The sequence below is a fragment of the Amycolatopsis sp. w19 genome, from assembly GCF_051373225.1.
Taxonomy (GTDB): domain Bacteria; phylum Actinomycetota; class Actinomycetes; order Mycobacteriales; family Pseudonocardiaceae; genus Amycolatopsis; species Amycolatopsis japonica.
The window spans coordinates 63266-89532 of the sequence record NZ_JBPQFM010000021.1 but is presented as its reverse complement, the minus strand read 5'-3'; the positions used below and the strand labels follow the sequence as shown (position 1 = coordinate 89532).

Genomic DNA, 26267 nt, shown 5'->3' with positions numbered 1-26267 from the left:
CTTAACCCCCGAGACCGAGCTGTTCGCTGTAGAACAGGCCGAGACCGAACATGCAGCAGATGGCCGAAAGCAGCCAGAACCGGATGATGACGGTGGTTTCGGCCCAGCCCGCGAGCTCGAAGTGGTGATGGAACGGGGCCATCCGGAACAGCCGTCGCCTGGTCGTGCGGAACACGGCGATCTGCGCGACCACCGAGATCATCTCGACCATGAACAGACCGCCGATGACGATGGCGAGCAGTTCGGTGCGGGTGGTCATCGACAGTCCGGCGACGAGGCCACCGAGGGCCAGCGAACCGGTGTCGCCCATGAAGATCTTCGCCGGTGCGGCGTTCCACCACAGGAAGCCGACACAGGCGCCGGTGGCCGCGGCGGCGACCACCGCCAGGTCCAGCGGGTCACGGACGTCGTAGCAGGCGGCCTGCGGGGTGACCGCGCACGAGAGGCGGGTCTGCCAGAAGGCGATGACGACGTAGGTCGCCAGCACCATCGCCGCGGTACCGCCGGCGAGACCGTCGAGGCCGTCGGTGAAGTTCACCGCGTTCGACCAGCCCGAGATGACGATGTAGCAGAAGATCACGAAGAACACCGACGGGAAGGTGATCAGCGCGAGGTCCCGCACGTAGGACAGGCTTTCCGACGCCGGGGTGAGCCCGCGCTCGTCGGCGAACTGCAGCGCCAGGATCGCGAAGGCGATCGTGACCACGAGCTGGCCGACCAGTTTCGCGGTCTTGTTCAGCCCGAGGTTGCGCTGTTTGCGGATCTTGATGAAGTCGTCGAGGAACCCGACGAGCCCGAGGCCGACGGCCAGCAGGAGGACCAGCAGCCCCGAGGCGGACGGGCCGCCGGTGCCGTTGCCGCCGCTGAGCGCGCTGATCAGATGCGCCACGAAATACCCGACGACCATCGCGACGATGATCGCGACACCACCCATCGTCGGGGTACCGCGTTTGGATTTGTGTCCCTGCGGTCCTTCCTCCCGGATCTCCTGGCCGAAGCCCTGCCGGGAGAACACCCGGATCAGATAGGGAGTGAGGAGGATGGAGACCAGCAGGCCCGCCGCGGCCGCGATCAGGATGCTGATCACGCGTCACCACCGTTCGAGCGTTCGTGAGAGGGGGAAGGGGCTACTACAGGGGATTCGGTTGCGGGAGCGGCGAGCACGGCGTCGGCCACCCGCCACAGGGCGGCGGCCTTGGACGCCTTCACCAGCACCACGTCTCCCGCGCGGAGCTGATCATGCAGCAGGGCGATGGCGGCCTCGACGTCGGGTACCAGTACCGACTCCTCGCCCCAGGAACCCTCGTGCTGGGCGCCCTGATGCGTGGCCGCGGCGGCCTGGCCGATGACCACGAGCTTGTCGATGTTGAGCCGGACGACGAGCCTGCCGATGCCGTCGTGCGCGGCGACCGAGTTCTCGCCGAGGTCGCCCATCACGCCGAGCACGGCCCAGGAGCGGCGGTTCGCGCTCATCGACGCGAGCGCCTTGAGCGCGGCCCGCATCGACTCGGGGCTGGCGTTGAAGGAGTCGTTGAGGACCGTGACGCCGTCGGCGCGGGTGGTGACCTCCATACGGCGCTCGGAGCGCCGCTCCAGGCTCGACAGGCGGGCCGCGACCTCCTCGACCGTCGAGCCCATCTCCAGGGCCACAGCGGCCGCGCTGAGCGCGTTGCCGACCTGGTGCTCGCCGTAGAGCGGCAGCTTCACCGGCGCCTCGCCGTCCGGGGTGACCAGGCGGAACGACGCGCGCGCCTCGTCGTCGAGGGTGATGTCCACGGCGCGGACCTGCGCGGACTCGCTCTCGCCGACGAACACGACCCGGGCCTTCGTCCGGCTCGCCATGGCCGCGACGTACGGGTCGTCGAGGTTCAGGACCGCGACACCGCCGTCCTCGGCGCTCGGCAGTGCCTCCACGAGTTCGCCCTTGCCCTTGGCGATGCCCTCGCGCGAGCCGAACTCGCCGACGTGCGCGGTGCCGACGTTGAGCACGACCCCGATCCGCGGCGGCGCGATGGCCGCCAGTTCGGCGATGTGGCCGGGCCCGCGGGCGGAGAGCTCCAGCACGAGCTGCCGCGTCGAGTCGTCGGCCCGCAGCGCCGTCCAGGGGTGGCCCAGCTCGTTGTTGAACGAGCCCGGCGGCGCCACCGTCGGGCCGAGCGGCTCCAGCAGCTGGGCGATGATGTCCTTGGTGGAGGTCTTGCCCGCCGAACCGGTCACCCCGACGACGGTCAGATGGTCACCCGCGAGCTTCTGGATCACGTGCCGGGCGAGTTTGGCGAGCGCGGCCAGCACCGCGGCACCCGCCCCGTCCTTGTCCGAGACCAGCGCGAACGCCCGCTCGTGCCCCTCGCCGGCCGCCAGCGGCGGCACGATCACGGCCGGTGCGTCGACCTCGCGGGCCGCGAGCACCGCGACGGCGCCCGACTCGACCGCCCGCGCGGCGAAGTCGTGGCCGTCGACCTTCGCGCCGGGCAGCGCGATGAACAAACCTCCGGGGGTGACCTCACGGGTGTCGAATTCGACGCTTCCGGTGACCTCGGCGGTCCCGTCGGTCCGATGCAGCCGCCCGCCGACGATGGCGGCGATCTCGGCCAGGCTGAGCACGATCACACTGTCTCCAGACGTCTGCGGATGGCGGCGGCCAGCTCTTCCCGGTCGGAGAACGGGTGCACGACACCCTGGACCTCCTGGCCGGTCTCGTGGCCCTTGCCCGCGATGAGCACGATGTCGCCGGGCCGGGCCAGCTCGACCGCGTGGACGATGGCCTCCCGGCGGTCGGCGATCTCGAGGATCTCGCCGCCCAAGGCCGGTCCGGCGTTGCGGGCACCGGCCAGCATCGCCGCCCGGATCGCGGCCGGATCCTCCGACCGCGGGTTGTCGTCGGTCACGATCAGCACCTCGCTGCGGCGGACCGCCGCCTCGCCCATGACCGGGCGCTTGGCGGTGTCGCGGTCCCCGCCGCAGCCGAGGACGGTGATGATCCGGCCCTCGGTGCGGGCACGCAGCGCGTCGAGCCCCTGCGCCACCGCGGCGGGCTTGTGCGCGTAGTCGACCACCGCGGTGAACGGCTGGCCGAGATAGACCCGCTCCATCCGGCCAGGCACCTCGACCGAGGCGAGCCCGGCGACGATGGCGTCGAGCGGGACACCGGCGGTGTTGAGGATCGCGGCCGCGAGCACGGCGTTGGCCACGTTGAACTCACCCGGCAGCGGGATCTTGGCCGCGGCGGTGAGGCCCTCGGGGCCGTGGAGGGTGAAGGTCTGCTCCCCCGCCGGGGTGGGAGTGAGGTCGGTGGCGCGCCAGAGCGCCTCCGTTCCCGGCTCGGTGGACACGGTCACCGTGTGCGGGGTGAGGAGTGCCTGGCCCCAGGCGCTGTCGACGACGACCACCTCGGCGGTGGACCGGCCGTCGAACAGCAGCGACTTGGCGGCGAAGTACTCCTCCATGTCCTTGTGGAAGTCCAGGTGGTCCTGGGAGAGGTTGGTGAAGGCCCCGACCGCGAAGCGGGTGCCGTTGACCCGGCCCAGCGACAGCGCGTGGCTGGAGACCTCCATCGGGACGTGCGTGACGCCGCGCTCCACCATCACCGCGAACAGGGCCTGCAGATCCGGCGCCTCGGGGGTGGTGAACCCGCTGGCGAGGCGCTCCCCCGCGATCCGGGTCTCGACCGTGCCGATCAGCCCGGTGGTGAGCCCGGCCGCCTTGAGCCCGGCGTCGACCAGGTACGACGTCGTGGTCTTGCCGGACGTCCCGGTGATGCCGAGGACGGACAGCTCCAGCGACGGCTCCCCGTAGATCCAGGCGGCGATCTCGCCGAGGGCGGCCCGCGGGTCCGGGTGCACCAGGATCGGCACACCGGCGTCGCGCAGCACCGGACGCTCGGCACCGGCCTCGTCGGTGAGCACGGCGGCCGCGCCGGCCGCGATGGCCTGGTCGCTGAAGTCCGCGCCGTGGGCGCGAGCACCGGGGAGCGCGGCGAAGAGGTCACCGGGGAGGACGTGCTGGGCGCGGAGCGTGCTGCCCGTGACCGTCAGCTCGGCCGCGGCCGGGTAGTCGTCGCCACCCACCACGAGCCGGGCGCCCGCCCTGGCGAGCAGCGTGCCCAGCGGCATCGGCTCGATCCTGGCCGGACGAGGGGGTGCGGCGACGGCCTTGACCGGGCTGTCCGGGACCTGGGCAGCCGTCGCGCCGGACCCGCTTTCGACGGCGGGACCGCTGCGGGGATCTGAAGTAGGCACCGACACAGCCAAGGAGGTTACCGGCGCGGCATTCGGGTGACTGAAGCGGTGCGGGGTGTGAGCGCGGCGATCATGCTCGTGGTAATGGGTTTCGCGGGCTCTCCTTGGCACGCAAGGGCTTCCGACTGTCGCTTGAGGACTTCGAACGCGCCGGGACCGGTGATTCCGGACGGCGCCCGGCGCGGAGGCCCGTTCACGCACAGCGACGATCACGTTCCGACGCGGTGCCCGATGACGCGAAAGCCACTTTCGCAACGTTCAAGGTTGCGAAAGTGGCTTTCGCAACGCGGGTACTGAGGCCGCTCGACCGGCGTGCCCAACGTCGGAACTCACGTGCCCGGAGCCGGATCTCCTGTGTCTGAAGCCGGATCTCGCGTGTCTCGGGACGGATGATCGAGTTCCGCCTTCAAGCACGCGAGTTCCGGCTCCAAACACGCGTGTCACGTCAGGAAAGCACCAGCGGCACCTGAGGCGACGGACCGTCCGACAGCGGGATCTGGAACCGCTGCGCCAGGTACGCGGCCACCGAGTGGAACAGCGGCGCGGCCGAGAGTCCTTGCTGCAGGGTGGCGTCCGGCGCGTCGAGCCGGATGCCGACCACGAAGCGCGGGTTGTCGGCGGGCAGGATCCCGGCGAAGGTGATGTTGTACAGATGGTTGCTGTACGTCTTCGTCTGCGGGTCGACCTGCTGGCCGGTGCCCGTCTTGCCCGAGATCTGGTAGCCCTCCAGCGCCGCCTTCGGCCCGGTGCCGCTCTGCTGCCCGCGGCCCTTCTGCGTCACCGCGCGCATCATCTCGCGTACGGTCTTCGCCGCCTGCGGGCTGATGACCTGGACGGTCTTCGGCGCCGGCTCCGGGACGAGGGTCCCGTCCGGGTTGACCTTCGCCTTGACCACCCGGGGTTCCACCCGCAGGCCGTCGTTCGCGATGGCCTGGTACATCCCGGCCATCTGCACGACGGTCATCGAAAGTCCCTGCCCGATCGGCAGGTTTCCGAAGGTCGTGGCCGACCACTGGTTGCGCGGCGGCACGACACCCGGGCTCTCACCGGGGAGGCCGAGCCCGGTCCGCTGGCCGAGACCGAACTTCTTCAGCAGATCCGCGTACCGGTCCTCGCCGAGTTTCTGCGCCAGCAACAGGGTGCCGACGTTCGACGACTTCGCGAAGATGCCGGTGGTGGTGAACTGCTGGGTGCCGTGGTGCCAGGCGTCCTTGACGATCTTGTCCGCGACCTGCAACGAACCCGGCACCGGCAGGGACGCCTCCGGCGTGGTGATCCCCGCGTCGATCGCGCCCGCGGCGGTGACGATCTTGTTCACCGAACCGGGTTCGAACGGCGTGGTCACCGCGCGGTTGTTCAGGTTCTCCGTCTCGCTGCGCGAAGCGGGGTCGTTGAGGTTGACGGTCTTGTCGTTGGCCAGCGCGTAGACCTCGCCGGTCTTCGAGTCCAGGATGACCGCCTGGCCGCCCTTGGCCTTCGACTTGGCGACGTAATCGCTCAGCTGCCGCTGCAGTTCGTACTGCAGGTCGGTGTCGATCGTGAGCTGCAGGTCCGAACCGGGGACGGCGTTCTGGATGTCCCGTTCGGTGCCCGGGATGACGAGATTGTCGTTGCCGTTCCGGGTGTTGACGATCTTGCGGCCCGGTGTTCCGGCGAGATCGTTGTCCCGCGAGGCTTCGAGACCGTAGCCACCGTGCAGGTTGTGCTTGGAGACGTCCTTGTCGTCGGTGCGCCAGTTCGCGTAGCCGACGATGTTCGCGCCGACCGAGTCACCGGGATACTCCCGCTTCGAACGCTTCTCGACGCTGATCCACGGGTATTCCTTGACGATCGCCTCGGCGACCGAAGGTTCGATGTCGTGGACCAGGTAGGTGAAGCCGTCCGGCTTGTGGAACTTGTCCAGCAGTTCCTGCTCGGTGATCACCCCGGGCAGCTTGGCCGCGATCAGCTTCGCCGCGCCCGCCACCTCGGACTCGAAGTTCTTGCCCTTGGTCGGGTTCTTCGCGGCGAAGTCGTCCATCGTCTTGTGGAGCCAGTTCAGGCTCACCGCGAGCGTCCGCACCTCGACGCTGAACGCGATCTTCGTCCCGTTGCGGTCCAGAATGGAGCCACGCTGCGCGGGACTTTCGATCACCGACGTCCGCTGCCGTTCCGCCGCCTCGGACAGCGCACCGGCCTCGAACCACTGCACCTGCACCAGTTTGAGGCCGGCGAGCACCATCACGACGATCAGCAGGATCCGGACACCGGTGAACCGGCTCCGGTTCCCGCCGTTGCCCCGGCGGGCGGTGGCACGACGGGTCCCGGCGGCGTAGGTCCGCCGCGCGCTTCCCGCCGACCGGGCCCTGGCCTGAGCCGGGCGGCCGGGCGACATCACTGACCTCCCTGCGCCGGGGTCGCCGCGTTCTCCTGCGGCACCGCGGGCTGGTCGCCCTCGTACGGGGTGCCCTGCTGCGTTCCCTCGGCGGGCGGGGGCGCCGTCGATTCGGTCGAGGCGGCGGGCGCCTCCCCTTCGGCCTTCTTCGGCTCACCGACCACAGTGGACTGTCCATCCGGGTCGACCACGATATGCGCGGGGTCGCCGCCGGGCACCATGCCCAGTTCCCTGGCCTTGGGCGCCAGCGACGCGGGCGACTCGGCCTTCGCGACCTCGCGCTGCAGCCGTTCCTTCGCCTCGGCGAGCCCGGCGTTGGTCGTGCGGAGCTGTTCGAGCCGGTACGAATCGGCGATGGCCTGCGTGGTCAGCCACAACGTGCACGCCACACCGACGGCCAGCATGCCCATCATCATCAGCACGAACGACGCGCGCGAACGCGGCCAGCGCAGCTTGAGCTTCTTCTTCGGCTCTTCCTTGCCCGCGCCGCCTTCCGCGTCGGGACGGTTGCGCTGCTGGTCTCGCTGCAGCAGGTCGGCGCGCTGGGCACGGCGGGCGTAGGCACGCTCGGCCGCCGACGTCCGGCCACGGGAGGCGCGGGACGTCGTGGTCTCGGTGGTGTCGGTCGCCTGGTCGGCGGTGGCGGTCGCGCGGGCACGCCGTCCGGGCGGCGGTGTCCGGCGGCCGCGGGACTTCGCGGGAGCGGTCATCGTGCTCGGTCTCCGATCCGTTCGGCGGCCCGTAGCCGCACGGAGGCGGCCCGCGTGTTCTGTTCGGTCTCCGCCTCGCCGGCCTTCTCGGCCCCTCTGGTGAGCAGTTTCAGTTCCGGGCCGTGGCCCGGCAGTTCCACCGGAAGCCCTTCCGGCGTCCGGGATTTCGCCAGTTCCGCGAAGGCCTGTTTGACCAGCCTGTCTTCGAGGGACTGATAGGACTCCACGACGATGCGGCCGCCGACGGCCAAGCAGGACAGCGCCCTCGGCATCGCCCGCCGCAGCACCTCCAGTTCGCCGTTGACCTCGATCCGCAACGCCTGGAAAGTGCGCTTCGCCGGATGCCCGCCGGTGCGCCTGCTCGCGGCGGGGACCGCGTCGTACAGCAGTTCCACCAGCCGTCCGCTGCGCGTGAAGGGTTCCTTCTCCCGTTCCGCCACAACGGCTTTGACGATCCGCTGGGCGAAACGTTCCTCGCCGTAGTCGCGCAGGATCCGGATCAGCTCGCCGGGGGCGTAGGTGTTGAGCACGTCGGCCGCGGTGAACCCGGTGGTCGGGTCCATGCGCATGTCGAGGGGGGAATCCTTGGAATAGGCGAAACCGCGCTCGGCCCGGTCGAGCTGCATCGAGGAGACCCCGAGGTCGAACAGGATCCCGTCCACTCTGGACAGTCCGAGACCCTGCAGCGCGGACGGCATCTCGTCGTAGACCGCGTGCACGAAGTCGACACGATCACCGTGCCGCGCAAGCCGTTTCGCGGAAAGCTCCAGCGCGTTGGGGTCACGGTCGAGGGCGACCAGGCGCAGCCGGGGGAACGCGGTGAGCAGCGCGTCGGAATGACCGCCGAGCCCGACGGTCGCGTCGACCAGCACGGCCTCGCGGTCGGAGAAGACCGGCGCGAACAGTTCGACGATGCGGTCGAGCAGCACCGGAACGTGCTCGTGTTCGTCTGCCATGTCTTCCCCCCTTTCCTGTAGTGCCGGGGAAGATGCCGGATGCCGTCAGGTCCCTGTCCGCCCGCCTGCTGACCTGGTACCGGGGAAGGTGTACCAGGGCCACTGAGCGGACAGAGGCCTCACGGCATCCGTGTGGACGGTTCCCGGCGTGTCCGAAGCGTGAACCCGCGCCCCCCGACGGCGTGGGTGCTTCCTCGGTCACGTCTAGAAGACGCCCGGCAGAACTTCCTCTCGAGCCTTCGCGTAGCTGTCCTCGTGTTCGTCCAGGTAGCCCTGCCACGCTTGGGCGTCCCAGATCTCCAGCCTGGTGATCGCCCCGATCACCACGCACTCCTTGTTCAGCCCGGCATAGCGTCGGAGCTCGGACGCGATCGCGATACGTCCTTGCCCGTCCGGGCGTTGTTCGTCCGTCCCGGCGAAGAGATAACGCTGATAGGCCCGGACCGCCTCGTTCGTGAACGGGGCGTCGGCGACCTTCCTCGCCATCTGCTCGAACTCGGCCCGGGGAAAGACGAAGAGACAGTGATCCTGTCCCTTGGTGACCATCAGCCCACCGGCGAGCGCGTCGCGGAACTTCGCGGGCAGCGTGAGCCGCCCCTTGTCATCCAGTTTCGGGGTGTGGGTGCCGAGGAACACCGGCTCCACCTCCCTACCGATCTCGGCTGCGAACAACCAAGCCCGGCCACGGGGCTCCCTTCTGCCCCACTGCGCACCACCGTACCCCACTTTTCACCACAGTCAACGCGGCAAAAGCCGCGACCACTCCGTCGTGTCAGACGTTTTCGCTGGTCAGCCAGGTGGGGCCTGGTGGGGGCTCGGTGGGGGACGGTGGCCAAGATCCCCCTGGGCGGGTATCGAAGCAACCTCATCCATGCCTGACACGTCCGGATATCGGCCGCCGGAACCCTGCTGTGGCGCGAAGTGGGGGTGAAAGTGGGGAATCCGGTGGGGCCGGCGGGGACGGCCGAGGACACAGTGGAGGGTGGCGTCGGGTCATCCCATGACCCCGGGTCGACAAAGGACTCCGTCCCGTCCTAGTGACGGTTCCTGCCGAGGGTGTCCTGGTTCGTGAAGGTTCGGGGAGGCGTGTCGCGAAAGCCACTTTCGGGACATCAGACGTCGCGAAAGTGGCTTTCGCGACGTGATCGCCAGGGTGGTACGGGCACGGCAACGGCTGACGTTGCGAAAGCCACTTTCGCAACCTTCAACGTTGCGAAAGTGGCTTTCACAACACCGGTCAACGCCGGCACCCCGCAAGACCACGGCGAGTAAGAAACGCCGGTACAGAGTTGGTCGCGCGAGGACGGTTCTAACCGTCCTCACCACTCACGAGGTCAGCCGCGGTTGCGCTTGCGACGGCGTCCGTTCATCCCGGGTATGGCGCGACGGCTCACGCCGCGCCAGTCCTTGGGCTTCTCCTTCGGTTCCGGCAGGAGCCGGTCGATGCCCTTGCCCACGAACCAGCCGGCGACATACCCGGGGATCAGGCTCACGAAGGTGAAGAACATCCACCATCCATAGGAAAACGGAGCCCGCGGCCGGTCCACCGGGAGTGTGGCGTAGTGAAGCGCCCCATGCCGCCCCGCCCATCTATAGGACACGACCTCCACGACACCGGAAAGATCGGTGGACGATCCGATCGTCGTGGACGAGACCCGCGGTTTGCCCAGCAGCTCTCGATCCCATTTGACCTCCGCCTCGCAGACATGGGTCATCCAGAGCGCCATCGGGGTGCGATGACACCCCTTGACCTGCGCCGTGCCGAACCTGTCGACGTCGTGCACCTGGCTGATTTCCAACGCGGAACCCAGCGAAGCCATGAACCACACACCCAGCACCGCGAAGACGACACCGGTGACCATCTTCAAGCCGGACCGGCCTCGACGCTTCCTGGTCGGTGGCTCCCCGACTTCGACCGGCTCAGCCATCGTCGTCGAGCGATCCGCTGATCCGGCCGGATTTGGCCGACCCACCGTCGTATTGCTCCCGGTTCTCGGCAGCCGCCTTGCCCGCTTCCTTGCCGATCTTCAGACCCGTGTTGTCGGCGATCTTTCCCCTGACGGTGGTCTCCATCCGTTCCTTCGCGGTACGGAGGTACTTGAGGTTGTCACCCTTGAGCGCGTCCAGCGTCTCGTCGCTCGCCTTGATCGCCCTGTTCGCTTCACGCCCCAGTTCGGACGACTTCCGCCCGAGCGCCCGCGCCGCTTCTCCGGCCCGGTCGCTCGATCCTTCGAACCTCTTCACGAACTTTTGGATGGCGCTCAGCAGCTTGCCCAGCTTCTTCTGGATCTTCGCCATGACCGTGACCGCATCGGCGAAGACACTCGCGGTGAAAGCGGCGACCGAGCCGCCCAAGGTGAACCACGACGACGCGAGCGCGAGCAGCGCCCGGGTGATCACATCACTGATGAAGGTGGCGATGATGTCGAAGATCAGCGCCCGCGCGGTCGCCACCACCATCCCCCCGGTGGTGATCCACCGCGCCGATTCCTTCGCTTCCGCGGCGACATCGCGGAGCGACTGGGTGTACTGCAGCGCGACGCGCCGGTAGGCGATGGCCGCGTCACCGTCCCATCCGGATGTCGTGCTCAATGAACCTTCGTAGTCACCCGCGACGGCTTCGAGTTCGACGGCGATATTGTTCCAGGTCTGCGCCGCTCGCTGGACCAGGTCAGGGTCGCCAGTGAGGATCTCCAGTGGTTCTCGGATGAAGTCGAGGTTCTCCATCAGCCAGCCGACACCGGCCTTGACCAGTTCTCCGAGCGGATTCAAGACCATCGACAGGGCGTCCAGCCCGACGGAGACCCCGTCCATCGCGAGCGCGAACGCGTCGATGTCTTCGTCGGGCTTCGGGTTGAGGGTGCCCACCAAGCCTTCGATGCTGTCGCCGAGACCGGAGCCCTTGAAGTACTTCTTGTCGTCTTCCTTCTTCGCGATCAGGTCTTCGCTCACAGCTTCTTCCCCAGGTCCCGGCCGAGCTGCGCCGCGTCGTCGTCGATCTTCGTGTAGTCCGTGGCCGCCTTCCTCAGCGCATCGGACAACGCGTCGCCGAGATTCGCCGCGCTGGTCATCAGCTCGTCCGCGTCACCCTGGGCCAGCTGAAGGACCCCGCCGACGGGCACCGCGCACAGCAGGCCATAGCCCTGGAAGCCGCCCATCCCGACCTGGTTCGCCGCCGAGGCCGCGCCGCGGATGCGGTCGGCGAGGTCGGTGACCTGGTCCGCGTGCGCTTTGAGGCGTTCCGGCGAGACGCCGTATCCCGGCCCGCTCACGAGCGGCCGGTCCAGTCGACGTGCTGGAAGTCCTCGCCGTCGTCCTCATCGGACACGGGACGGGGCGGCCGGGGTTTAGCGGGCGGCGGTTCGGCCGGGACGCCGAAGCGTGCGGAGTCGTCCGGTTCCGGAGCGGGCTGCGTTCCTTCCCTCGGCGGCAGGGTGCTTTTGATGAAGTCCACCGCGTCGGAGTCTTCGCCGGTCAGCCCGGCCATGATCTCCAGCGTCCGGTCCGCCGCGCGCGTCGTCGCCTTGCGGTAGGTGCTCATGATCAGCGACGCGAGCTGGGCGGGCGGACGCTCCTGTGCCTGTGGGGACAGCGAGAGCGACGTCAGTCCCCCACCGGGGTTGACCGTCACGGTGACCAGCCGATCCGGGCTGCTCAGCGTGACGACGTTGTTCTCCAGATCGGCCTTCGCCTGTTCCGCCTTGGCGAGCAGAGCGGCGCTGCACCGCTCCTGTTCCCGCATCCACTCCTGCGGATCCCGCACTCGGCCACCGAATGGCACGCTCATTCCGAAACCCCCACTTCCCGAAGGCCCCCTCAGGCTTTCGACTCGTCACAACTTAGCGGTCCGGGTCGAGCAGCGAGGCCAGTCGCGCGGCCAGCCGGGGACCGTCCACAGGGGACACGTTCACCCACGTCTGCCCGCCGCGGCCCTCGGTGCGTGCCGCGCAGTACGCGCCGACGTCGGTGTCGAACCAGGTCAGCCCGCCCGCCCGGTGCGCCCGGCCGTCGCGGTCGCGGGTCCGGACGGTGAACTGGCCCGCGCTGTAGACGGGCCGCGCCTGGATCGCGAGCACCTCGCGCAGCTGACCGTCCGAAGCCGACGATCGCCCGCCGTCGCCGAACACCGGATCCTCCAGGGCGTCGCCGAAGCGCGCCGCGGGCAGGCTGATGCCGTAACCGGGGCCGGGCCGCAGTTCGGGCAGGACGTCGACGATCGCGCCGAACACCTCGCCGTCGCCGATCCCGGAGAGCGCGATGGTCTGCTCGGGTTGCGTGGCCAGCACGCCGTGCCGCCCCCGCGCGGCCGCGACCGCGCGGAAAGGTGCCGGAGCCGTCATGTCGGCCAACGCCTCGCATTCGACGTAGACCTCGGCGCGCGCGAGCAGGTCCAGCCGCGCTTCCAGGGCGGCGTCGAGCCGGTCCCCGTCATAGAGGCCCCGTTCGGCGAGGTTGTCGTAGACCGCGCCGCGGATCTCGGCGCGTTCCGCTTCCGTGGTGCCGACGCTGCGCACGGACAGCGGCCATGGCGGGGCCGCGTGTCCCAGATCGGTCCAGAGGACGTCGAACGCCGACGCGGAAACGCGGATCAAGACCGCCCCAGCTCGGGCGGTTTCCCGAAGGAGACCCGCGGGGTCAGCGAACGCAGTGAGGCATCGCGGGTGTTCATGACGTCGACGGCCTTGCGTCGGGCCTCTTCGGCTTCCGCGTGCTTGGCCTCCATCGCGTCGGCGAGCGCGGCCAGGAGCGCGAGGTTCCCGCCCGCCGCGGCACCGCGGATCATCGCGCCGGGGTCGTAGTCCACCGGCGGCGGCATGTCGGCGCGGGCCCGCGCGGCCGCCTCGGCCTGTCCGGACACGGCCTTCCCGAGCGAGGACGAGAGGTCCGCGGACCAGGCCAGCCAGCCGGACGCCGTCGCCAGCACCTCGCGGAGCGCGTCGCCCGCTTCCCCGCGCCAGTTCTCCTCACTGCTGCCGACCAGCCCGGCCAGTTCCGACGTCGCGTCCTGCATGCGCCGCGCGAGCGCGTCCCAGCCGGCGCCGATACCGCCCGCGGCCTCGGGGTCGTTGCCCGCTTCGACTTCGGCGGCCAGCGCTTCGTGGCTGTACGCCTCGTATCGCGTGGCCGCGACCGGGACCTCTCGTCCCGGCGTCTCTCCTTCAGGCACTGTCACTCCTACGGCAGTTTGGGTTCGGCCAATCCCGCCACCGTCACCGCGCGCTCGCAGGCGAGCGGGGTGTCGGTGAAGTTCGTGTTGCTCACGTCGATCTGGACGCTCGCCTTCTCCCCCATGCCGAGCAGGACCGCACAGGTCCCGTCGGCGGCCTTCTTGTCGGCGACCTTCAGCGCGTTCCGGCCGCCGACCTTGGTCTTGGTGGCGGTCTTGCGCGCGACCTCGAGATCCGCCAGGCCGTTCTTCTCGTCCACGGTGATGGTGACGCCGAACGTGGCGGGCACGGTCCAGTCGCAGGCGCGGGCGCCGTTGATCTCCTTCGCGACGCCGAGCACGTTGATCCCGGCGGTCGACCTGTCCTTCGGGTCGAGCAGCGTGCACGGATCCACGCCACGATCCGGCGCGGGCGCCGAGGACGAAGGCGCGGGAGCCGGGGCACCGTCGGCCGCCGGAACCGGCGCCTGGCCTGCGGCCCCCTGCCCGCAGGCGGACACCGTGAGGACGACCAGGACGCCGAGCGCGGAAAGACCGGACTTCATGGGGTCAGCCGCCGACACAATCCACATCCGCCGCCGCTTGTTCATCCTGTCGGGTGTACTTCGCCAGGGCCTTCTCGATCCGGTTCTTGAGCGCCTCGAGTTCCTTGCCGAACGCGGTGAGCGCCTCGACCGCGGAGCCTTCGGCGCCGATCCCGTACTGCGCCATGAACTTGCCGACCTCGTCCGCGTATCCCCCGCCGAGGGGAACCGTGCGGCCGAGCACCTTGGCCTCGCGGACCATCTGGCCGACCACGTCTTGCAGGGCGGAGATCTTCACGTGGGCGTCGGCGGCCAGCTCCGGCGCGACCGCGAACCCGCTCAGATCGAACCGGGGTTTGGCGGTACTCACCTCGCTCATATGCGATTACGCCTCTCCGTAGCCGAGCGACCTCGCACCGGAGCATACGACAAAACAAGGTGTCAGCGGGAGCACCCGAAAACGCGCTCACCTCACCCGATCGAGGTAAGGTCTCTGGTTGCACAGAGTCATCGACTGGGGTTGGCGGGGTTCCCCCCACGAGTTCGCCCGAGTTTGACACACTTCGTGGGAGGCTGACCGCTGCCCGGGGGACTGAACGGTCCGGCAGAGGACCCAGCGGAAATCCAGCCACGCGGCATCAGGAGGTCGAGTGACGTCGAGAATCCAGTCTGCGACGCCCGGCGAACACCAGGGCGAGCAGGCAACCGGGCAAGCCCCGTACCCCACGGGCGCCGGCTCGGTAAGCGGTCGGCAGAACGGCCGTGAAGCCCCAGCGTCGCTGGACGAACTGCACGAGACCGCGCGGCGGATCGCCGCCAACGTGGAGCGGGTACTGGTCGGCAAACCCGACGTCATCCGCATCGCGCTCGTGACCCTGCTCGCCGAAGGCCACCTCCTCGTCGAAGACGTCCCCGGGGTCGGCAAGACCTCGCTGGCGAAGGCGCTGGCCCGCTCGATCGACTGCACCGTCAGCCGGATCCAGTTCACCCCCGACCTGCTGCCCAGCGACGTCACCGGGGTGTCCATCTACAACCGGCAGAGCGGCGAGTTCGAGTTCCGTCCCGGTCCGGTGTTCGCGAACATCGTGGTCGGCGACGAGATCAACCGCGCCTCGCCGAAGACGCAGTCGGCCCTGCTCGAATGCATGGAAGAGCACCAGGTCACCGTCGACACCTCGACCTACCACCTCGAAGAGCCGTTCATGGTGATCGCCACCCAGAACCCCATCGAGATGGAGGGCACCTACGCGCTGCCCGAGGCCCAGCGGGACCGGTTCACCGCGCGGGTGTCCATCGGCTACCCCGACCAGCAGGCCGAGCTGGCCATGGTCGACGAGCACGCCGGGCACAACCCGCTGGCCGACCTCGAGCCCGTCTCCGACCGCGAGTCGGTGCAGCGGCTGATCGAGACGGTGCGCTCGGTGCACATGTCGCCGGAGATCCGCCGGTACGCCGTCGACCTGGTGGCCGCGACCCGTCAGGTGCCGGAGATCCGCCTCGGCGCCTCGCCGCGGGCGACCCTGCAGCTGGTCCGCGCCGCCCGCGCGCAGGCCGCGCTCTCCGGCCGCGAGTTCGTCGTCCCGGACGACCTGCACACGGTCGCGGTCCCGGTGCTGGCCCACCGCATGGTGCTCACCACCGAGGCGCACGCCGCCCGCCGGTCGGCCACCGACGTGGTCCGCGCGATCCTGCACCGCGTTCCCGTTCCGCAGGGCTCGAACCGCTGACACACGAGGAATAGCGCCATGCTGCGTGCTCTGTCCGGCCTGACCACACGCGGCCGCTGCCTCCTCGCCGCCGGCGTCGCCGCGGCGGCGTGCTCGTTCGTGCTCAACGAACGGGATCTGCTGCGGGTCGCGGTGTTCGTGATCGCCCTGCCGCTGCTGGTCGCCTTCTTCATCTCGGCGACCCGGCTGCGGCTGGGCGCGGCCCGCTCGCTGCGCCCGGAGCGGGTCTCGGTCGGCTCGCCGGGCGAGGTCCAGCTCGAACTCTGGCGCAACGGCAGGCTCCCGGCCGGTGAGGTGCTGCTCGAAGACGGCGTGCCCTACGCGCTCGGTTCGCGGCCACGGTTCGTCGTCGAACGCCTCCCCCACGACCGCCGGGTCGCGCTGCGGTATCCGCTGCAGCCGGTGCTGCGCGGGATCCAGCAGGTCGGCCCGCTGCGGGCGACGATCACCGACCCGTTCGGGCTGTGCGAGTTCGAACGTGAGCTGATCGCGCATTCCCGGCTGGTCGTCGTGCCGAAGGTGGTCGGCCTGTGGGGTCTGCCCAGCGGCGCCGGGATCGGCGCGGGCGACGACGGCAGCATCCGCCTGCACGCCGGGCAGGGCGAGTCGGACGTGATCGTCCGGCAGTACCGCCAAGGCGACGACCTGCGGAAGGTCCACTGGCGCTCGACCGCCCGCCGCGACGAGATCATGGTCCGCGTCGAGGAACGGCCGTGGCGCGGCGGCACCACGGTGCTGCTGGACCACCGCGCGGCCGCGCACCACGGCACCGGCCCCGCGGCGAGCCTCGAATGGGCCGTCTCGTTCGCCGCTTCCGTGGCGCTGCACCTGCGGCGTTCCGGGCACCGGGTCCGCCTGATCACCGAACACGGCCTGACCCTGGCCGACACCCCCGGCGAGGGTGGCGAGCACTACGACAACATCGTGCTCGACGTGCTCGCCGCGCTCCAGCCCGCGCACCAGCGCGACATCACCCTCGGCCACGACCCGGCCGAGGGACAGGAACTCATCGCGGTGCTCGGCACCGTCAGCAACGAATCCGTGCACGAGCTGTCCCGGTACCGCCCGCGCGGGATCCGGAGCCTCGCCGTGCTGCTCGACACCCCTGGCTGGTCGTCCGGCGTCAACCGGCCCGAAAACCGTGCCGCCGCCACCGAGGAATCGGTGGCGCTGCTGCGAGCCGCGGGCTGGGGCGTCGTCGTCGCCGGTCCCGGATCGCCCATGCCGCAGGTCTGGGCCGAGCTCTGCCAGACGGCCACCCGCCGGGGCACGCTGATCGGAGGCGGCCTGTGACCGCGACCGCGCCGCCCCTGCAGCACACCCCCAAACCGCGGCCCTCCGCTCCGCCGCCCGTCTGGACGAGCAGCGTGCTCGCGCCGGTCGCCGCCGGGCTCGCCACGTTGTTCGCCTCGACCTCGCTCACCGGCGTGGTCTCCGGCTGGGCGTGGTTCGGCTACCTGCTGGTCGCCGTCGTGCTGATCGCCTCGACCGGCCTCGCCCTGCGCTCGCTGCGCGCGCCGACCATCGTCGTCGGCCTGGCGCAGCTGCTGGTGCTGCTGCTCCTGATCACCGGGGCGTTCACCACCAGCGGGATCCTGAAGATCTTCCCCGGCCCGGACGCCCTCGAAGAACTGCGCGGTGTCCTCGCCGCCGCGGCCGAGCAGATCCGCGTCGGCCTGCCCCCGGTCGAGGGCACCCCGCCGATCCTCTGCCTGATCACCATCGCGATCGGCCTGGTCGCGGTCCTGGTCGACACGCTGGCCGTGGCCGCCGCCGCGCCCGCCGCGACCGGACTGGTCCTGCTGTGCGTGTACGCCGTCCCGGCCGCGCTGGCAGAGGACATGCTGCCGTGGTGGACGTTCCTGCTCGGCGCGGCCGCGTTCGCCGGCCTGCTCGCCGTCGACGGCAACCACCGGCATCGCCGCTGGCGCAACCGGGACGCGCCCGGGCTGGGCAATTCGGCGAGCACGTTGTCGGCGCCCGTCGGCGTGGTGGCCGCCGCGATCGCGATGGGCCTGGTGATCGGCACCGCCGTCACCGGGGTCGGCACCGTCGGCAGCCTTCCCGGGGGCCAGGGTTCGGGCCGCGGTGGCGCGGGCGGTTTCGGCGTCGAGCCCTTCACCCAGCTGCGTGGCCTGCTCGACCAGGGCGAGAACGTGGAGCTGTTCAAGGTCTACGGGCTGGGCGCGGACAAGCGGCTGCTGCGCGCGTTCACGTTGGACACCTACACCCCGAACAAGGGCTGGGGGCTGGCGCAGAACGGCCGTGCCCAGCAGGGCGTGCAGGCCAACAAGGGGCTTCCGCCCGCTCCGGGTGACGACGGCGCCGGGCCCGGACGCGAGATCCGGATCGAGCCGACGAACTGGGTCGACAACTGGCTGCCGATCTACGGCGCGCCGAGGGCGCTCAACGGGCTGGCCGACAACTGGCTGTACGACCCGGTCGGCGGCGCCGTGTTCACCACGACCAAGCAGAACGCGCCCGCCTACACCGAGACCGCGTCCATCAAGGAACCGTCGAAGGACGAACTCCGGCTCGACGACGCCCGCCTGGCCGAGGTGCCACCGCAGTTCACCCAGGTCGACCGCGTCGATCCCCGCGTGGTCGCGAAGGCCAAGCAGCTGACGGAAAACGAGTCGAACAACTTCGACAAGGCGCAGGCGCTCTGGTCGTTCTTCACCGCGCAGAACGGTTTCGTGTACGACACCAAGACCGCCGACGCCACCGACTCCGACGCGCTCGCCGACTTCATCCTCAACGGCAAACGCGGGTTCTGCGAGCAGTACGCGTCCGCGATGGCCGTGATGCTGCGGGCGGTCGGCATCCCGTCGCGGGTCGCCATCGGCTTCACCTCCGGGACGCCGAAGGGCGATCACGTCTCGATCAGCTCCGAGGACGCGCACGCCTGGGTCGAGGTCTACTTCCAGACGAAGGGCTGGGTCAGCTTCGACCCGACCCCGCTGCTCGACGGCCGCGCGGTCGTCCCGCCGTACCTGCAGAACGACGCCGGCAGCTCCACGACCAACGACACGCAGGAAGTGCCGAGCGCGCCCGCGTCCAGCGCCCCCGCCACCGGCACCCCCCGCGACCAGGGCGAGGACCTCGGTGCCGACGGCGGCACGGGCCAGCAGGAGGAAGAGCCGCTGTGGCCCGCGATCCTCGCCGGGATCCTCGGCGGGCTGGCGGCCGCGCTGACCGTGGTCGCGATCGTGCGGTCACGGTTGAGATACCGGGCGCTGATGCGGCCGTCGTCCTCCCCGGACTCGCCGGAACCGGAACACGGGTTCCTCGACAACCAGAACGTGACGAACTGGCTGCCGCTGATCGCGATCGCGCTGTGGGTGGCGGCGTTCGCGTTCCTGGCGGCGTGGGTGTCGTGGTGGTTCGCGCTGGCGCTGGTGGTCGTCCTCGGCGGGCTCGGGACGCCGACGGCGATCCGGGAGATCAAGCGGCGGCTGCGGCTGCAGAAGATCGCGTCCCGCTCCCCCGCCGCGGCCGACGCGGCGTGGCGCGAGCTGATGGACGAGTGCGCCGACCGCGGCCTGCCGCTGTCCGGCGGCGACACGGTGCGCGTGGCGGGCCGGAAGGTCGTCGAGAAGCACCGGCTGGACGAGGAGGGCCGCTCCGGGCTGCGGACGGTCATCGGCGTCGTGGAGCGATCGTGGTACTCGGACAAGCCGGCCGACGACCAGACGCTGGGCCCGGCCTTCGACGAGGTGCGCAAGAGCCTGAAGCGGAACGCGCCGATGTCGTGGAAGGGCCGCCTGTTCCCGCGCTCACTGCGGCGGCGGGACAAGTAGCCGACTGGGGCTGAAGGGCGCTTTCCCCGCATCTCATGCAGGGAAAGCGCCCTTCGCCGCGTCTCATGCGGGGAAGGCGTCCTTCAGCCCCCGCCTGCCGGGGCATGACAACGCGAACATGCCGACAAGGCGTCGCCCTGTCGGCATGTTCGCGTGTGTGAGAGCTATTGCTCCTCGAAGCGCTGGCGGAAGCGCTCTTCCATGCGCTGGGTGAACGAGCTCCGGCGCGTGGACGACTTGCCGCCGCCACCTCCGCCGCCACCCGGGCCACCGCTGTCCTTACCGCCCTCCGTTTCGGCTCCTTGCCGAATCGATGTGACGGCCATCATGACTCCGAAGAACATCACGAGGAACCCGAGCACGCTGATCACTGGGATCTCGGCCACCCGGATGTTGACCACCACGCCGAGCACCAACAGTGCGACGCCCACTACGAACAGGGCGATGCCCTGCAAACGCCGTCGGCGGGCGGGGCGGCGCAACCGGGTGCCTCGCACCGTGGATGCGAACTTGGGGTCCTCGGCATAGAGCTCGCGCTCGATCTGATCGAGCAGCCGCTGCTCATGCTCGGAGAGTGGCATCTTTCCTCCTCCGGCACAGCTGTCGCGGGCGCCGGGCCGCGCAACGTCATGGACCCAACAGACAACCCCAGGCGGGGTGTCTCTGTCCAGGATACGAGCCCCGCGCTCGTCCGACTACCCGATCCCGTATCCAGAAGGGATCGAATTGGGCGAAACCACCCGACTCGGCTCTCCCGAAGGCGACCGAGCAGGCGATGTCACTGGTCACGGGGGGTCAGCAGTGACGCGGGCCGCACCGCGGCGGCGCCGAACTTCGACCTCGCGACGTCGGCCGCGACTTCCGCATCCCGCCAACGGGGTTCGGATGATGCAAAAAGCAGCTGTTCTCCACTACTCTCCGTGTCCAATCCCTCGACCCTTACGCCGATCAGGCGGACTGCGCCCGTCGGCGCGTGCTCGGCGAGGAGCTCGACGGCCGTGCGGTGGATGTCGCGGGCCACATCCACCGGGACGGCGGTTGTCCTGGCGCGCGTGATGGTCTTGAAGTCCGCGAACCGGACCTTGATCGACACCGTCCGCCCGCGAAGGCCCCGGCGGCGCAAGGTGGCGGCGACGCGTTCCGACAGCCGGAGCAGTTCCAGCCCGAGCGCCGAGCGGTCGTGGAGGTCGACGTCGAAGGTCACCTCGGCGCCGATCGACTTGTCCGGCGACTCCGGGATGACCTTGCGGTCGTCATGCCCGTTCGCGAGGGCGTACAGATGCTCCCCCAGCGCCCGCCCGAGCGACCGCCTCAGCCTGGACGGCGGGGCGGCGGCGACGTCGGCGACGGTGTCGAGCCCCTGCTGCCGCAAGTGCTCCTCGGTGCGCTTGCCGACGCCCCAGAGCGCCGACACGGGCAGCGGGTGCAGGAACGCGAGCGTCTCGGCCGCCGGGACGACGACCATGCCGTCCGGTTTCGCCATCCCGGACGCCAGTTTCGCGACGAACTTGACCTTCGCGACGCCGACCGAGCAGCTGATCCCGAAGTCGGCGGCCACCCGCTCCCGGATCCAGGCCCCGAGCCGCGCGGGCGAGGAGTCCAGCCGTTTGAGCGCCCCGCTGACGTCCAGGAAGGCCTCGTCCAGGCTCAGCGGCTCCACCAGTGGCGTCAGCTCGCGGAAGATCCCCATGACGCCCTGGGACACCTCGCCGTAGAGCCCGGGTGTCGGGGTGATGCAGATCAGCTGTGGGCAGAGCCGTTTGGCCGTCGAGAACGGCATGGCCGACCGGACGCCGAACTCGCGCGCCGCGTAGCTCGCGGCCGCGACGACCGACCTCGGGCCGCCACCGGAGACGACCACCGGCTTGCCCGTCAGCTCCGGGCGGGTGCGCAGCTCACAGGACACGAAGAAGGCGTCCATGTCGACGTGCAGCAGGCCGCAGCCGGTGTCGTCGGGCCAGGCGGTGGCCCCGGTCGTCACGCGGTAGCGGGCCATCCCTCCGGGCAGTTCAGCGTTTCGTCCCACGGGCAGACGCTAGCCCGGACCACCGACAGTTCCCCGCTTCGAGTGTCATGAAGGGGTCGTTCAGGACATTTTCGTCCTGAACGACCCTTTCATGACATCCGGAAGGGCTCCGCGACGATCAGGCCGGGCGGCGGGCCAGCAGGTGCAGCCGGCTGGCGATGTCCCGCAACGGCGCAACCGACGCCGCCGCCAGCTCGAACCCGGCCAGGTCCTCTTCCCGCACCCCGCCGGGCACGAAGTCCGCCACGACGCCGTCGCCCTGCAGCGAGGTCACCTCGAGGCCCACCTCGATCAGCTGGGCGCGCAGGGCCTCGGCGTCGAACCGCCGCAGCACGGTCTCGCGGCCGCCGCCGAGCACGCCGCTTTCGGCCGCGAGCAGTTCCCGCGCCTCGCCGAGGCGTCCGGCCAGCGCGCGCTGCAGGATCGCGGCGTGCCGGTTCGCCACCAGCACCGAGACCGCGCCGCCGGGTTTGACCGCGGCGGCCAGCGCGGCGAGCACGAGCGCCGGGTCGTCGACGACCTCCAGCAGGCCGTGCGCGAGGACGAGGTCGGCCGATCCGTCGGCGACGTGGGCTCCGAGCGCGTCGGAGTCGTCGGCGATCACCGTGATGCTCCCGGAGACGCCCTCTTCTTCCGCGCGGCGGCGCAGGGTCGCCAGCGCGTTGGGGTTCGGTTCGACCACGGTCACCAGGCAGCCCGCCGACGCCAGCGGCACCGCCCAGCCGCCGCTGCCGCCGCCGACGTCGACGACGTGCGGCTGTTGTGCGCCTCGCGCCCGTGCGGCCCGGAGTTCTGCTTCGAGAACCCGGCGAACCGCCCCCGATCCCCGCGTGGCCACGGTGTCCGTCTTCATAAACGCACAGGGTAATGCCCGCCTTCGCCGGCCCGTCGGGTGTAGTCCGATGCGGTGTTCGACACCTTGCCAAGGGGCCACCCTGCGGACTGCCCGTAGGCTGTATCGAGTGCACACGGTCGCTGTTCTCAGCCTGAAGGGTGGCGTCGGTAAAACGACGGTCGCCCTCGGTGTCGCGTCCGCCGCGCTGCGTAGGGGCGCCCGGACCCTCGTGGCCGACCTCGACCCGCAAGGCAACGCCACCACCTCGCTGGACCCGCCCTTCACCGATCGCACGCTGGCCGACGTCCTCGAGACGCCGGTGCGCTCGGTGCTCGAACGCGCGATCGCGCCCAGCGTGTGGAGCGACCAGATCGACGTCCTCGTCGGCGCAGAAGAGCTGGAGATGCTCAACGAGCCCGACGCCGACAGCCGCCGTCTGGAGAACCTCTCGCGCGCGCTCGACGAGCTGCACACGAACCCGCTGCGCGAGGAACCCTACGAACTGGTGATCCTCGACTGCCCGCCGTCGCTGGGCAGGCTGACCCGCTCCGCGCTGGTGGCCGCGGACAGCGCGCTGATCGTCACCGAGCCGACGATGTACGCCGTCTCCGGCGCGCGCCGCGCCCTCGACGCGATCGAGAAGATCCGCGAGGAGCAGAACCCGGGGCTGCGGCCGATCGGCGTCGTGGTCAACAAGCTCCGCGTGCGCTCCTACGAGCACCAGTTCCGCGTGGCCGAGCTGCGGGAGAACTTCGGCCCGCTGGTGATGCCGACGGCCATCCCGGACCGGCTCGCCGTGCAGCAGGCGCAGGGCGCGTGCAGCCCGATCCACGAATGGCACTCCCCCGGCGCGCAGGAGATCGCGCTCACCTTCAACATGGTGCTGGCGAAGGTCCTGCGGTCGAGCCGGGCCGGACGGCATCGCGTCCGCGGCGGGGAAGAGCCCGAGACCACCGAGGCGCCCGCCAAGCTGAGCGACACCGGCACGGGATAGCCGCCGATGCCCGAAGGAGACACCGTCTTCCTCGCCGGCAAGGTCCTCGACAAGGCGTTGGCGGGCAAGACCTTGCTGCGCGGCGAGTTCAGGGTCCCCCAGCTGGCCACGACGGATCTCGCCGGACGGGACGTGCTCGGCGTCGGCACGGTCGGCAAACATCTGCTGACCCGTCTCTCCGGCGATCTCACCCTGCACAGCCATCTGCGGATGGACGGCAAGTGGGACGTCTACCGGGCGGGCGCGCGCTGGCGGCATCCGGCGCATCAGGCGCGGGTCATCCTGGCCACCGAAGAGCTGCAGGCGATCGGGTTCCGCGTGCACGACCTCGAACTCGTGCCCACGGACGAGGAAGACCGCCTGGTCGGCCACCTCGGCCCGGATCTCCTCGATCCACAATGGACGGACGAGCTGGCGGAGCGGGCGGCGGCCGCGCTCGCCGCGGACCCGGACCGCGAACTGGGCGACGCCCTGCTGGATCAGCGGATCATGGCCGGGATCGGGAACATGTACAAGGTCGAGATGTGCTTCCTGCTCGGTGTCACCCCGTGGACACCGGTGTCCGAAGTGGACACGGCGAAAGCGGTCGCGCTCGGCCGCAAACTGCTGAAGAGCAACGCCTGGCGCACGTCGCAGACCACCACCGGCGATCTGCGGCGCGGCCGCGAGCACTGGGTCTACGAACGGACCAAACAAGGCTGCTTCCGGTGCGGAGGACGGCTTAAGGTCGCGCCCCAGGGCGACGGCTACCAGGCGAGGCCGACCTGGTTCTGCCCGCAATGCCAGTCCGGGCCCGCTCCCGGCGGCTAAGCTGGACCCGTGACGCCGTTCAAGCTCCCGCTCTACGGGGCCGACACCGAACGCGGCGACCTCGCTCCCTGAGCCGCCCGCTCCTCCGCACGTCACCTTTCACTTCTCCCAGGGAGCTTTGTCATGCCCGGAATCCTCACGGGCGAGGCGCTGCGCGCGTTCGTGCACGCCCTGCCCAAGGTCGAACTGCACGTCCACCTCGTCGGCTCGGCGAGCCTGCCCACGGTGCTGGAACTGGCCCGCCGCCGCCCTTCCGCGGGCGTGCCCACCGAACCCGCGGCGCTCGCCGAGTTCTTCACCTTCCGCGATTTCCCGCATTTCCTCCGCAACTACCTGGCGGTGACGTCGCTCGTGCGCGACGCCCGCGACATCCACACCCTCGTCACCGGGCTGGCGGCCGACCTGGCCACGCAGAACGCCCGCTACGCCGAGGTGACCGTGACGCCGTACAACCACGTTCTCGACGGGATGTCGACCGACGATCTCCTCACCGGGCTCGCCACCGGACGGGCCGCGGCACGGGCCGACCACGGGGTGGAACTGGCCTGGTGCTTCGACATTCCCGGCGAGAAAGGGGTCGTCGCCGGCCGCGAGACGGTCGTGTTCGCGCTCCGCGAACGCCCCGAAGGGCTGGTGTCCTTCGGATTGGGAGGCCCCGAGGTCGGTGTCGGCCGCGCGCAGTTCGCCCCGTTCTTCACCACGGCGAGGGAGGCGGGACTGCACAGCGTCCCGCACGCGGGCGAGACCACCGGGCCCGCCACGGTCTGGTCGGCGGTACACGATCTCGGCGCCGAACGGATCGGGCACGGCGTGGGCGCGCACACCGATCCGGCGCTGCTGGAATACCTTGCCGTGCAACGGATCCCGCTGGAGGTCTGCCCCACGTCGAATCTGCGGACCGGGCAATTCTCGTCGATCGCGGCGCACCCGGTGCGGCGGCTGCTCGACCACGGGGTGACGGTCACGCTCAACATCGACGACCCGCCGATGTTCGGTGCCACCCTCGACGGCGAGTACGTGGCGGTGGCCGAGACCCTCGGGCTGACGGCGGCCGAAATCGCCCTGTTCGCGAAGAACGCCGTGGCAGCCTCTTTTCTGCCCTCGGCGGACAAGACCGCCCTGCTGCGGGAGATCGACGAAATCTTGTTGCAGGACCCCGAACTCCTCGCATAGCGTGGCGGTACACGAGAGAGGAGGTGGTCCAAAGTTGTATTCCAACAGGACTCGTGAGGTGGCTGTCCGCTAGCGGACCCCACGCGTAGGACTCAGAGCAGCGATACAACGCAAGTTGGAGCCACCTTCGGCTCGTCGTCTCTGCTTCGCGTGATGCCTGATAGCGAATACCAGGCAGTCACCGGGCCCCCGAGGTTCCCGAGCACCGGTCCGGCTCGGGCCCGGACGCCGATTCCCGGCGTCCGGGAGCCGCCTCGGGGGTACCCCTATTTCTGGGGTGCCATCCGGCGCTCCAGAAGACCGTCCGCCGCAGTTCCGCCCCCGGGAACCCTGTCGACTCCGATAGCCTGACGCCATGCTGAGGCCCGATTTCCCGATCATCACCCAGCGACTGACCCTCCGCGCCTTCACCTCCGCGGATCTCGACGAACTCAACTCCTTCCAGTCCCGCGCCGACGTCGCCCGCTACCTCTACTGGGGCCCGCGCAGCCGGGCCGAATCCGCCGCCGCGCTCGCGAAACGGGTGCACAGCAGCAGCCTGTCGAAGGAAGGCCAGCTCCTCGCGGTGGCCGTCGAGCTGACCGAGACCGGGCAGCTGATCGGCGACCTGAACCTCGAGTACCTCAGCAGCGAGCACCGTCAGGGCGAGATCGGGTTCGTCTTCCATCCCGATCACCACGGCAAGGGGTTCGCCGCGGAGGCCGCCACCGAACTGCTGCGCCTCGGCTTCGAAGAGCTGGGCCTGCACCGGATCATCGGCCGCTGTGACGGACGCAACACCGCGTCGGCCGCGCTGATGGAACGCCTCGGCATGCGCAAGGAGGCCCATCTGCGCGAGAACGAGGTCGTCAAGGGTGAATGGACCGACGAACTCGTCTTCGCGATGCTCGAAGACGAGTGGAAGGCGAAGCACTAAAGCTCACCAGGCATGAT

At 70.0% G+C, this 26267-nt stretch carries 25 protein-coding genes; 7 read left to right on the top strand and 18 right to left on the bottom strand.

The window, feature by feature from the left end:
* Window position 1: 1 nt before the first annotated feature.
* The 15 genes from mraY to ACSMFO_RS32070 all read right to left on the bottom strand — a co-directional run bounded on the left by mraY (window position 2) and on the right by ACSMFO_RS32070 (window position 14348).
* Entirely contained in the window at window positions 2-1087 is a 1086-nt protein-coding gene (gene mraY / locus ACSMFO_RS32140; RefSeq protein WP_016332673.1) for a phospho-N-acetylmuramoyl-pentapeptide-transferase, read from the bottom strand.
* Window positions 1084-2610: a UDP-N-acetylmuramoyl-tripeptide--D-alanyl-D-alanine ligase gene (locus ACSMFO_RS32135; protein ID WP_436461584.1), complete on the bottom strand. Its 1527-nt coding sequence runs from the start codon at window positions 2608-2610 to the stop codon at window positions 1084-1086. The genes mraY and ACSMFO_RS32135 overlap by 4 nt, the downstream gene beginning before the upstream one ends.
* Complete coding sequence (locus ACSMFO_RS32130; RefSeq protein WP_360133147.1) at window positions 2607-4112, bottom strand: UDP-N-acetylmuramoyl-L-alanyl-D-glutamate--2,6-diaminopimelate ligase; 1506 nt, start codon at window positions 4110-4112, stop codon at window positions 2607-2609. The genes ACSMFO_RS32135 and ACSMFO_RS32130 overlap by 4 nt, the downstream gene beginning before the upstream one ends.
* A 571-nt stretch (window positions 4113-4683) precedes the next feature.
* Window positions 4684-6612, bottom strand: coding sequence for a peptidoglycan D,D-transpeptidase FtsI family protein (locus ACSMFO_RS32125; protein WP_037343188.1), 1929 nt, complete (start codon window positions 6610-6612; stop codon window positions 4684-4686).
* The gene (locus ACSMFO_RS32120) at window positions 6612-7322 is read right to left on the bottom strand and encodes a hypothetical protein (RefSeq protein ID WP_436461583.1); all 711 of its coding nucleotides are present in this window, start codon (window positions 7320-7322) and stop codon (window positions 6612-6614) included. The genes ACSMFO_RS32125 and ACSMFO_RS32120 overlap by 1 nt, the downstream gene beginning before the upstream one ends.
* A complete protein-coding gene (rsmH, locus tag ACSMFO_RS32115; protein WP_038516446.1) occupies window positions 7319-8278 on the bottom strand; it encodes a 16S rRNA (cytosine(1402)-N(4))-methyltransferase RsmH in 960 nt (319 codons plus the stop codon). The genes ACSMFO_RS32120 and rsmH overlap by 4 nt, the downstream gene beginning before the upstream one ends.
* Window positions 8279-8482: 204 nt before the next feature.
* Window positions 8483-8914, bottom strand: a complete 432-nt coding sequence (mraZ, locus tag ACSMFO_RS32110) for a division/cell wall cluster transcriptional repressor MraZ (RefSeq protein ID WP_005156436.1) — start codon at window positions 8912-8914, stop codon at window positions 8483-8485.
* A 698-nt stretch (window positions 8915-9612) separates the two neighbouring features.
* Window positions 9613-10206 carry a hypothetical protein gene (locus ACSMFO_RS32105; protein WP_436461582.1) on the bottom strand — a complete coding sequence of 198 codons (594 nt, stop codon included), beginning with the start codon at window positions 10204-10206 and terminating at the stop codon, window positions 9613-9615.
* The gene (locus ACSMFO_RS32100) at window positions 10199-11230 is read right to left on the bottom strand and encodes a WXG100 family type VII secretion target (RefSeq protein ID WP_436461581.1); all 1032 of its coding nucleotides are present in this window, start codon (window positions 11228-11230) and stop codon (window positions 10199-10201) included. Before ACSMFO_RS32100 ends, ACSMFO_RS32105 begins: the two co-directional genes overlap by 8 nt.
* Window positions 11227-11550, bottom strand: coding sequence for a type VII secretion target (locus ACSMFO_RS32095; RefSeq protein ID WP_038516452.1), 324 nt, complete (start codon window positions 11548-11550; stop codon window positions 11227-11229). The genes ACSMFO_RS32100 and ACSMFO_RS32095 overlap by 4 nt, the downstream gene beginning before the upstream one ends.
* Window positions 11547-12065 carry a YbaB/EbfC family nucleoid-associated protein gene (locus ACSMFO_RS32090; RefSeq protein WP_436461580.1) on the bottom strand — a complete coding sequence of 173 codons (519 nt, stop codon included), beginning with the start codon at window positions 12063-12065 and terminating at the stop codon, window positions 11547-11549. The genes ACSMFO_RS32095 and ACSMFO_RS32090 overlap by 4 nt, the downstream gene beginning before the upstream one ends.
* Window positions 12066-12117: 52 nt before the next feature.
* Window positions 12118-12870, bottom strand: coding sequence for an ESX secretion-associated protein EspG (locus ACSMFO_RS32085; RefSeq protein WP_436461579.1), 753 nt, complete (start codon window positions 12868-12870; stop codon window positions 12118-12120).
* Complete coding sequence (locus ACSMFO_RS32080) at window positions 12867-13445, bottom strand: PPE domain-containing protein (protein WP_436461578.1); 579 nt, start codon at window positions 13443-13445, stop codon at window positions 12867-12869. Before ACSMFO_RS32080 ends, ACSMFO_RS32085 begins: the two co-directional genes overlap by 4 nt.
* Before the next feature lie 8 nt (window positions 13446-13453).
* Window positions 13454-13990: a DUF3558 family protein gene (locus ACSMFO_RS32075; protein ID WP_084098351.1), complete on the bottom strand. Its 537-nt coding sequence runs from the start codon at window positions 13988-13990 to the stop codon at window positions 13454-13456.
* A gap of 4 nt (window positions 13991-13994) precedes the next feature.
* Complete coding sequence (locus ACSMFO_RS32070; protein WP_037343168.1) at window positions 13995-14348, bottom strand: hypothetical protein; 354 nt, start codon at window positions 14346-14348, stop codon at window positions 13995-13997.
* 271 nt (window positions 14349-14619) lie between these two features.
* On the opposite strand from ACSMFO_RS32070, the gene ACSMFO_RS32065 reads away from it, so the two are divergent.
* Genes ACSMFO_RS32065 through ACSMFO_RS32055 form a run of 3 tightly spaced genes read left to right on the top strand, consistent with a single transcriptional unit; the run spans window position 14620 to window position 19496 of the window.
* Complete coding sequence (locus tag ACSMFO_RS32065) at window positions 14620-15696, top strand: AAA family ATPase (RefSeq protein WP_436461577.1); 1077 nt, start codon at window positions 14620-14622, stop codon at window positions 15694-15696.
* 18 nt (window positions 15697-15714) lie between these two features.
* A complete protein-coding gene (locus ACSMFO_RS32060; protein ID WP_436461576.1) occupies window positions 15715-16989 on the top strand; it encodes a DUF58 domain-containing protein in 1275 nt (424 codons plus the stop codon).
* Window positions 16986-19496, top strand: a complete 2511-nt coding sequence (locus ACSMFO_RS32055) for a transglutaminaseTgpA domain-containing protein (protein ID WP_436461575.1) — start codon at window positions 16986-16988, stop codon at window positions 19494-19496. Before ACSMFO_RS32060 ends, ACSMFO_RS32055 begins: the two co-directional genes overlap by 4 nt.
* A gap of 164 nt (window positions 19497-19660) precedes the next feature.
* On the opposite strand, the gene ACSMFO_RS32050 is transcribed toward ACSMFO_RS32055, so the two are convergent.
* The 3 genes from ACSMFO_RS32050 to ACSMFO_RS32040 form a co-directional block, all read right to left on the bottom strand.
* Window positions 19661-20077, bottom strand: a complete 417-nt coding sequence (locus ACSMFO_RS32050; RefSeq protein ID WP_073846732.1) for a DUF3040 domain-containing protein — start codon at window positions 20075-20077, stop codon at window positions 19661-19663.
* Between the two features lie 197 nt (window positions 20078-20274).
* Complete coding sequence (gene dinB, locus ACSMFO_RS32045) at window positions 20275-21492, bottom strand: DNA polymerase IV (RefSeq protein ID WP_436461619.1); 1218 nt, start codon at window positions 21490-21492, stop codon at window positions 20275-20277.
* A gap of 148 nt (window positions 21493-21640) precedes the next feature.
* Window positions 21641-22375: a methyltransferase domain-containing protein gene (locus ACSMFO_RS32040; protein WP_436461574.1), complete on the bottom strand. Its 735-nt coding sequence runs from the start codon at window positions 22373-22375 to the stop codon at window positions 21641-21643.
* Between the two features lie 109 nt (window positions 22376-22484).
* On the opposite strand from ACSMFO_RS32040, the gene ACSMFO_RS32035 reads away from it, so the two are divergent.
* The 4 genes from ACSMFO_RS32035 to ACSMFO_RS32020 all read left to right on the top strand — a co-directional run bounded on the left by ACSMFO_RS32035 (window position 22485) and on the right by ACSMFO_RS32020 (window position 26250).
* On the top strand, window positions 22485-23351 hold the full coding sequence (locus tag ACSMFO_RS32035) for a ParA family protein (protein ID WP_436461573.1): 867 nt from the start codon (window positions 22485-22487) through the stop codon (window positions 23349-23351).
* 6 nt (window positions 23352-23357) lie between these two features.
* Window positions 23358-24161 carry a DNA-formamidopyrimidine glycosylase family protein gene (locus tag ACSMFO_RS32030; protein ID WP_436461572.1) on the top strand — a complete coding sequence of 268 codons (804 nt, stop codon included), beginning with the start codon at window positions 23358-23360 and terminating at the stop codon, window positions 24159-24161.
* Between the two features lie 123 nt (window positions 24162-24284).
* Entirely contained in the window at window positions 24285-25334 is a 1050-nt protein-coding gene (gene add, locus ACSMFO_RS32025; RefSeq protein WP_436461571.1) for an adenosine deaminase, read from the top strand.
* A 355-nt stretch (window positions 25335-25689) separates the two neighbouring features.
* The gene (locus tag ACSMFO_RS32020; RefSeq protein WP_038516475.1) at window positions 25690-26250 is read left to right on the top strand and encodes a GNAT family N-acetyltransferase; all 561 of its coding nucleotides are present in this window, start codon (window positions 25690-25692) and stop codon (window positions 26248-26250) included.
* The last annotated feature ends 17 nt before the right edge of the window (window positions 26251-26267 follow it).